General features: G+C 61.9%; 8 protein-coding genes, 1 other RNA gene and 1 pseudogene. 7 read left to right on the top strand and 3 right to left on the bottom strand.

Annotated features, from left to right (window positions below; all coding sequences use genetic code 11):
* Window positions 1-813 (bottom strand): hydantoinase/oxoprolinase family protein (locus tag CN311_RS31105; RefSeq protein WP_245441001.1); only part of this gene is annotated, 813 nt, incomplete at its 3' end.
* A 180-nt stretch (window positions 814-993) separates the two neighbouring features.
* Between CN311_RS31105 and CN311_RS31100 the strand changes: the two genes are divergently transcribed.
* The 5 genes from CN311_RS31100 to rnpB all read left to right on the top strand — a co-directional run bounded on the left by CN311_RS31100 (window position 994) and on the right by rnpB (window position 4,242).
* A complete protein-coding gene (locus CN311_RS31100) occupies window positions 994-1,194 on the top strand; it encodes a hypothetical protein (RefSeq protein WP_083918660.1) in 201 nt (66 codons plus the stop codon).
* 164 nt (window positions 1,195-1,358) lie between these two features.
* Window positions 1,359-2,078, top strand: coding sequence for a J domain-containing protein (locus CN311_RS31095; RefSeq protein WP_097577400.1), 720 nt, complete (start codon window positions 1,359-1,361; stop codon window positions 2,076-2,078).
* Window positions 2,075-2,842: an N-acetylmuramoyl-L-alanine amidase gene (locus tag CN311_RS31090; protein WP_097577399.1), complete on the top strand. Its 768-nt coding sequence runs from the start codon at window positions 2,075-2,077 to the stop codon at window positions 2,840-2,842. The genes CN311_RS31095 and CN311_RS31090 overlap by 4 nt, the downstream gene beginning before the upstream one ends.
* A 184-nt stretch (window positions 2,843-3,026) precedes the next feature.
* A complete protein-coding gene (locus CN311_RS31085) occupies window positions 3,027-3,773 on the top strand; it encodes a lytic transglycosylase domain-containing protein (protein WP_097577398.1) in 747 nt (248 codons plus the stop codon).
* 59 nt (window positions 3,774-3,832) lie between these two features.
* An RNA gene (gene rnpB, locus CN311_RS31080) (RNase P RNA component class A) lies at window positions 3,833-4,242 on the top strand.
* A 97-nt stretch (window positions 4,243-4,339) separates the two neighbouring features.
* On the opposite strand, the gene CN311_RS31075 is transcribed toward rnpB, so the two are convergent.
* Both CN311_RS31075 and CN311_RS31070 read right to left on the bottom strand, forming a co-directional pair.
* On the bottom strand, window positions 4,340-4,981 hold the full coding sequence (locus CN311_RS31075; protein ID WP_097577397.1) for a methyltransferase family protein: 642 nt from the start codon (window positions 4,979-4,981) through the stop codon (window positions 4,340-4,342).
* Window positions 4,982-5,152: 171 nt separating this feature from the next.
* Window positions 5,153-6,268, bottom strand: coding sequence for a cystathionine gamma-lyase (locus tag CN311_RS31070; RefSeq protein WP_097577401.1), 1,116 nt, complete (start codon window positions 6,266-6,268; stop codon window positions 5,153-5,155).
* Window positions 6,269-6,675: 407 nt separating this feature from the next.
* Here CN311_RS31070 and mraZ point away from each other — a divergent pair, with 407 nt between their 5' ends.
* Together mraZ and CN311_RS33580 are read left to right on the top strand one after the other, a co-directional pair.
* Window positions 6,676-7,149 carry a division/cell wall cluster transcriptional repressor MraZ gene (gene mraZ, locus CN311_RS31065; RefSeq protein ID WP_097577396.1) on the top strand — a complete coding sequence of 158 codons (474 nt, stop codon included), beginning with the start codon at window positions 6,676-6,678 and terminating at the stop codon, window positions 7,147-7,149.
* Window positions 7,146-7,258: pseudogene (locus CN311_RS33580) on the top strand (16S rRNA (cytosine(1402)-N(4))-methyltransferase RsmH); the annotation flags it as partial. The gene mraZ and the pseudogene CN311_RS33580, both read left to right, overlap by 4 nt.

The raw sequence follows: 7,258 nt of genomic DNA, 5'->3' as shown, positions 1-7,258 counted from the left end.
CCTTGAGGGGAGGGTGGCGGCAAAGCCGCCGGGTGGGGTCGGATCGACTGGGCGCGACGATCTGGCGGTGCCTTCTGAGAGGACCCCCTCTGTCGGCTTCGCCGACAGAGGGGAGAGGACGCCGAGCTCGTCCGCCACCCTCTGCACATATCTCGACAGGATCGGCGAGAGATAGGCGTCGACCACCGTGGTGTCGCCGCGGCCGACCAGCTTGATCAGCGGCGAAACTTCGTGGCTGACCGAGATCTGGCCGAAGCCGAGCTTGCGGCAGACTTTTGCCACCGCCTTTTCATGATCGGGATATTTCCAGGCATGCATGAAGACGATGGCGACGGCGTCGATGCCGTCCGCCTTTGCCCGCTCGATGGCCGGCTTGCAGGCGGCGATGTCGAGCAGTCTTTCGACGGTGCCGTCGGCCCGTACGCGCTCGTCGATCTCGATGACGCGCTCATAAAGCTGTTCGGGAAGGATGATCTGCTTGGCGAAGATGTCGGGCCGTGCCTGATAGGCGATCCTCAACGCATCGCGAAAGCCCTTGGTGATGAGCAGCAGCACGCGGTCGCCCTTGCGCTCCAGAAGGGCGTTGGTGGCAACGGTGGTGCCCATCTTGATGTCGCCGATCAGGTTGGCGGGGATGGCATCGCCGGATTCCAGCCCGAGGAGATCACGAATGCCTTGTATGGCGGCGTCGGCATAGGCTTCAGGATTTTCCGACAGGAGTTTTTTCGGATGGAGCCCGCCCTTCGGGTCACGCCCGATGATATCGGTGAAAGTGCCGCCGCGGTCGATCCAGAAATCCCATTTCGCGGACATGGCAACGCTCCCGGCATTTTCCCTGTCCAACTGTTAGTTCGACATGCACCAGCCGGCAATCACCAAGGGATATGAAGATGTTACAGGTGGAAATGCAACGTTACGAAACTCATATCCGCCTCATGCATTTTGTCCTCGACCGTCACCGGTAACGGCGGCGTGATCAGAGGAGAAAAAGTTATGAAAAAGCTCATTCTTGCGTCGGTTTCGGCGCTTGCACTGCTCGGCGTTGCGGCCTGCAGCGACAGCGGCACCGACAATACCACGACGCAGAGCACCAATCCGCCGGCGGCCGAACAGCCGATGCAACCGGCACCTGACGCCACGAAGCCTGCTGAACCAGCTCCGGCTCCGGCGGCGCCTGCTGCCCCGGCGCAGTAGTTCCCATACCACAAAACTGGGGAAGGCCGGCTTAAGCCGGCCTTCCTCATTTCTGATTGGAGGCCTGGCGCTCGCGACCGGGCATGCCGCCAAATCGGCAGGACCATGCCCTGCGGCGCTGTCTTCGCTTGATAGCGGTGGCCGGTTGGCCCTATTAAGCCCTCATGTCGATTTGGGACCGCTTCGGCGACTTCATCACCCGCGTTTCGTCTTCAGCCTCGTCGGGTGTCGCCGATGTCGTTGAGGCGGTGCGGACGGTTTTCTCGGGCGACGCCGATCTGCGCCGGCGCGTCGCCTTCTCGGTGGCGATGATTGCTCTGTCGGCCAAGATGGCCAAGGCCGATGGCATCGTCACGCAGGACGAGGTGCGGGCCTTCCAGGAAATATTCGAAGTGCCAAGGGAACAGACGCGCAATGTGGCGCGCCTCTACGATCTGGCCAAGCAAGACGTAGCCGGGTTCGAGACCTATGCGGAGCGCATGGCGCAGCTTTGCGGCTCCGGTCATTCGAACTGCGTGATGCTGGAGGACATTCTCGACGGGCTGTTCCACATCGCCAAGGCCGACGGTCTGGTGCATGAGCGCGAGGGCCAATTCCTGCATCGTATTGCCGAGATCTTCCGGATCGAGGAGGCGCACTACCAGAGCATCCTGGCACGGCATGTCGATCTTGGTGCGGGAGATCCCTATGTCGTGCTCGGCATCGAGCGCGGGAAGTCTTTCGAGGAGGTTCGCAAGCGTTATCGCAAGCTGGTCTCGGACAATCATCCGGACCGGCTGATCGCACGCGGCCTGCCGCAGGAGTTCATCAAGATCGCGACGACCAGGATCGCGGCGATCAACGCCGCCTATGAGATGATCGAGCGAGGTCTGCGGCACGCATGAGCGGCTTCCTGCCCGACGAGCCGAACGCCGAGGTAAGGGTATCGCCGAATTTCGGTCCGCGACGCGAAACGACCAGGCCCGACATGATCGTGCTGCATTACACCGGCATGAAGACCGGCTCAGGCGCCGAAGCATGGCTGTGCGATCCGGCCAGCGAAGTCTCGGCGCACTATCTCGTCCATGAGGACGGCCAGATCGTCCAGATGGTGAGGGAAAGCGACCGTGCCTGGCATGCCGGCAAGAGTTCGTGGTTCGGACGCACCGACATAAATTCCTGTTCGATAGGCATCGAGATCGTCAATCCGGGGCATTCGCTGGGCTATCGCAGCTTTCCCAAACGGCAGATCGATGCCGTGATCGGCCTGTGCAAGGGGATCGTCCAGCGCCATTCCATTCCGGCTCAACGGGTGCTCGCCCATTCCGACGTGGCGCCGGGACGCAAGATCGATCCGGGCGAGAAATTCCCGTGGAAGGCGCTGTTCGAGGCCGGTGTCGGCCATCTCGTCGAAGCGGCCCCGGTCAGGCGCGGAGCGGTGCTGAAAGCCGGCGATGCTGGCGCCGAGGTCGAGGCGTTGCAGTCGATGCTGGCGCTCTACGGTTATGGGGTGGAGATATCGGGAGCTTTCGACCGGCAGACCGAAATCGTGGTCGACGCTTTCCAGCGGCATTTCCGGCAGCGCAAGGTGGATGGCCTCGCCGACGCATCGACGATCCGTACGCTGGAACGGTTGCTCGCTTCCGCAAGGACAGTTTCTTCCAAGTAGTCTTTTTACCGTCCTAAAGTTACAGCCTGTCACTCAAAGTGACTTGCCTCGCCTTGCTTGACGCCAAATCGGCCGTCAAAGGCGATCCGTGCAAGTTGTCGGGCTCTAATCCCCCAGATGTTCCGATGTTGATTTAGCGTATCTGCGTGAAGTTATTCGCGCGGCTCAGACAGAACAGGATCACATGCAGAAATTGACCGTTGTAACGGCAGCTGTTGCTGCCGGCGTAATGACTTTTGCCTTCAGCACGGCGAATGGTGCCCCACTGAGCCCACGGGCCGACCAGGGCCTCACTGTCGCAGCCGGCAAGACCGCCATGTCGAAAGCCGGCCAGGGCGCAAAGGCAAAAAGGACAGCCAGCGCGAAAGTGCAAAAAGCGGCTGGGGTAAAGGCCAAAAAGGCGACTTCGGCAAAAAGGGCGATCTCGGCGAAGAAGGCAGTCTCCAGGCGGCATGTGAAGCGCAATAGGAAAAATATCGACCGGACGACGACGGCGTCGATCGACCGCAAGAGCAGGCCGGTGCCAACGGCAGTGTCCGGCGGCACTGGCCAGTATTCGGCGATCATCGCCCGTTACGCCGCCACCTACGGCGTGCCGGTGTCGCTCGCCAACGCCGTCGTCAAGATCGAGAGCAACTACCAGCCGAACATCGTCGGCGGCGCCGGCGAGATCGGCCTGATGCAGATCAAGCCGGCGACGGCGCGGATGATGGGCTACACCGGCTCGGTCAAGGGCCTGTTCAATCCCGACACCAATATCAGATACGGCATGAAATACCTTGCCATGGCGCGGGGCCTCGGCGGCGGCACCACCTGCGGCACGATCCTGAAATACAATGCAGGTCACGCGGCCAAGCGGATGAACCCGGTGTCGGCCGCCTATTGCGGCAAGGTCAAGGTGCAGATGGCAGCGCTCGGGTCGCCTGCATGAACTGGTCATAAGTCGCTTTTTCGTTTGCGTTTTTTGGCGTGAACCCCTTTATACGCTTGCCAGCTGGCCGGGCGGCCGCACCCGCGAAGCCGAAAGGCTGCGGGTGAGGAAAGTCCGGGCTCCATGGAGACACGGTGCCGGTTAATGGCCGGCGGGGGCGACCCCAGGGAAAGTGCCACAGAAAGCAGACCGCCACGATCCGGCTTTGCCGGACTCGTGGCAAGGGTGAAAGGGTGGGGTAAGAGCCCACCGCGCGACTGGCAACAGGAGCGGCATGGTAAACCCCACCGGGAGCAAGACCGAATAGGGACGGTGCGAGGGGAAACCCTCGGGGGCTGTTTCCGGCCCACCGTCCGGGTAGGTTGCGTGAGGCGCACGGCAACATGCGCCCAAGATGAATGGCCGCCACGTTCTCGCGCCGCAAGGGGCGAGGGCCATACAGAACCCGGCTTACAGGCCAGCTGGCAATTTCTTCCCACTATAGCAAGAAATCCCCTAGTATCAGCAGGTTGCGCCTTCGGGCGCGCCTGTTCATTCAAGCGTTTCCAAGAATGGCGGCCCGCAACTCAGTACAGCCAGAAGAGAACAGGAATCACGCCATTTTCCTGTCCGGATTCGATGAATTCGAAAAACGGTATGGAGACCAAGAACACCAAGCCGTCGCGCAGCGTGTGATTGAAACTGCGGGGTGTGAAAGTGACCTCGGCCTGATCGCGAAAAAGCCGGGGATTGGGAAAAAACCGTGGCACCCGTGCGACGTAGTCCTTGTACGGCAACCCGAGCACGGTCATCAAATGCCGTTCCTCGCGCAGTGTGACGATGTGAAACGCGGCCGCGCACAAAACCGCCGACGCGACCGCGACGATCACGCTGCCGGTCTGGGCGCCGATCCCGGCGGCCGCTACGGTGGAGAAAAAATACAGCGGATTGCGCATTACCGAATATGGGCCGGTAGCGACCACTTCGGCCGATTTGCGATCGCCGATATAGAGGATCGACCAGAGCCGGCCGCCGATCCCGATCAGTATCACGGCGATCCCGTGCGCCTCTATGCGTTCGTGGGTTAGTTCGTCGTGCGGAGAGCCGCCGAAGACCAGCAAAACGCAAAAAGCGCCGATCAGCAACGCCAGCAGGACGCGTCGACGCCGCTGATAGCGGCCCATTTCGTCGAACGACTTTTCACGCGGAGAACGTGCCGCTGCGGCCATGGGACAATCCTTTCGCCGCGAGGACCGGCAACCGGGATCCTTGTCGATGGAACTTGCGGAGAAATCATGGCGAAAGACAAACAAAAGGCCGCCGAAGCGGCCTCAAGCCATTGTGGGTGCCTGCATCTAGAGCATGATCCCGAAGGTGACCTGAAATCGTGATCGACCGGTTCACGCGCCCAAATTGTCGAGCGATGCTTCAATTGCCTGCCAGAGCTCTTCCACCGGCTCACAACCAACTGACAGGCGAACGAAGCCGGGCGAAACCGCATCCCCTCTTTTCGCCCGCCGCTCGGCGGAGGTGTGGACGCCGCCGAAGGAGGTCGCCGCCTCGATCAGATGGCAATTGTTGATGAAATCCTCGGCCTTGTTCTCTGAATCCAGCACGAAGGAGATGAGGAAGCCGAAACGCTCCATCTGGGCGCGGGCGAGATTGTGCGACGGATCGCCATCCAGGCCCGGAAAACGCAGGCCACGGACCGCATGATGTTCCTTCAGCCGTTGCGCTATGGTTTCGGCCGAAGAGCACATGCGGTCGAAGCGCACCTCAAGAGTCTCGAGGCCGCGATGCACCAGCCAGGCTTCGAACGGGCCGGGAATGCCACCGACCATCGCTCGCCAGTCGGTCACCCCGGCGATGATGTCGGCGTTGCGACCGGCGACATGGCCGAACAGCACGTCCGAGTGGCCGTTGACCGCCTTGGTGTCGGCTGAGACCACGATATCGGCGCCGAAGTCGAGTGGACGCTGGCCAAACGGCGTCATCGTCGTGTTGTCGACGACGAGGATCGCGCCCTGTTCGTGGGCGGCCTTGGCGACGGCCGAGATATCGCAGATGTCCAACCGCGGATTTGACGGGGTTTCGACGAAGACCAGCTGGTAGCCTTCGAAGCCGCCGTCAAGGAAGGTCTGCGTCGGCCTGGTGTCAGTGGTGATGCCGAGCGGCTTCAGGAAGCGTTCGGCCATCGCGCGCGTGGCATGGTACCCGTCCGCAGGCAGAAGCACGCGATCGCCCGATTTCAGGAGGGCGAAGAACACCGCGGAAATCGCGGCCATCCCAGACGGAAAGCTCACGCATTGCGCGTCTTCCAGATGGCCGAGCACATGTTCCACGGCGCGCCAGGTCGGATTGTCGTAGCGGCCATATTGATCGACCCCCGTCTCGACGCCCGGCGTGTGAAAGATCGACGCCATGGTCAGCGGCAAGGGGATCGGATCGCCACTGGCGAAGTCGCGGCTCCGCAAATGGGAAAGTTCGGCAGCGCGTGAGTTTGCCGTCTCGGACATGAGCTTGATCCTTGTGTGGCTGGGCGGATGCGGTGGCTCGACGCTATGCGCGGCGGCGGGGCGGAGCAAGCCGCCTCCGGTTGGGCCAGACGGCTCTAAACGCTTCGTTAGGCTTAATGATCCATAAAGACGAGACGTGTCGTTACGACTGCCCGGATCGGTCGCGATGCGCGTTTGTGAAGCTTGTTCCCGTTGACGCCCATAACACCCCATGATATCCCATACCGATATTCAAGCCTTCGTTCCGCGTCAGGGTGAAGCGTACGCCAATCGGGCAGCCGCGGCGGCTGCGCGTTTGCCTGTTTTCGCCCCTTGGAACGGCATGGATTTCGGGCAGGGACCGCGCTGCGGCGGCGCGGAGGGCAAAATGCAGAGGGGTGCGGCGGCGCAAGCAGCTGTAGCGCGTAATGGACCGGTTTCTCTCGAGCGCGGTAAACAGGATCGATGCGAAGGGACGGGTGTCCGTTCCGGCGCATTTCCGTGCGGTCGTGCAGAAGCGCGGCTATTCGGAGCTCTATGCGCTGCGTTGCCTGGACCGGCCGGCGATGGATGTCGGCGGGCTCGACCTGCTCGACCGCTACGAGCAGCGCATCGCGCAGGAAGATCCCTTCCTGCAGACGGCCGACGACATGTCGTTCTTCTGCCATGGCGACGGGACGTTCCTGAAGCTCGATCAGGACGGGCGCATCACGATGAGCGATTTCATTCGCGAGCACACCGGCATATCGGCGGAAGTGGCCTTTGTCGGTCGCGGCAATTTCTTTCAGATCTGGGAGCCTGGACGGCTCAGCACCTACGGGGCGGAAGCACGCGCCCGGCTTTTGCAGCTTCGGCAGGGGACGAAGGCTCACGAGGCCAAGGCTGGGGAGCGGCCGGAATGATGGCGGGTCACGGCGATGATATCAACGCCGTTGGCGGACCGGCCCGCCACATTCCGGTCCTCCTTGCCGAAGTGCTGGAGGCGCTTTCGCCCAAGGCCGGGGAGGTGAT

It is taken from the genome of Mesorhizobium sanjuanii (assembly GCF_002529485.1).
In the GTDB taxonomy this organism is placed as follows: Bacteria; Pseudomonadota; Alphaproteobacteria; order Rhizobiales; family Rhizobiaceae; genus Mesorhizobium; species Mesorhizobium sanjuanii.
This window is presented reverse-complemented; position numbering and strand designations above follow the sequence as displayed.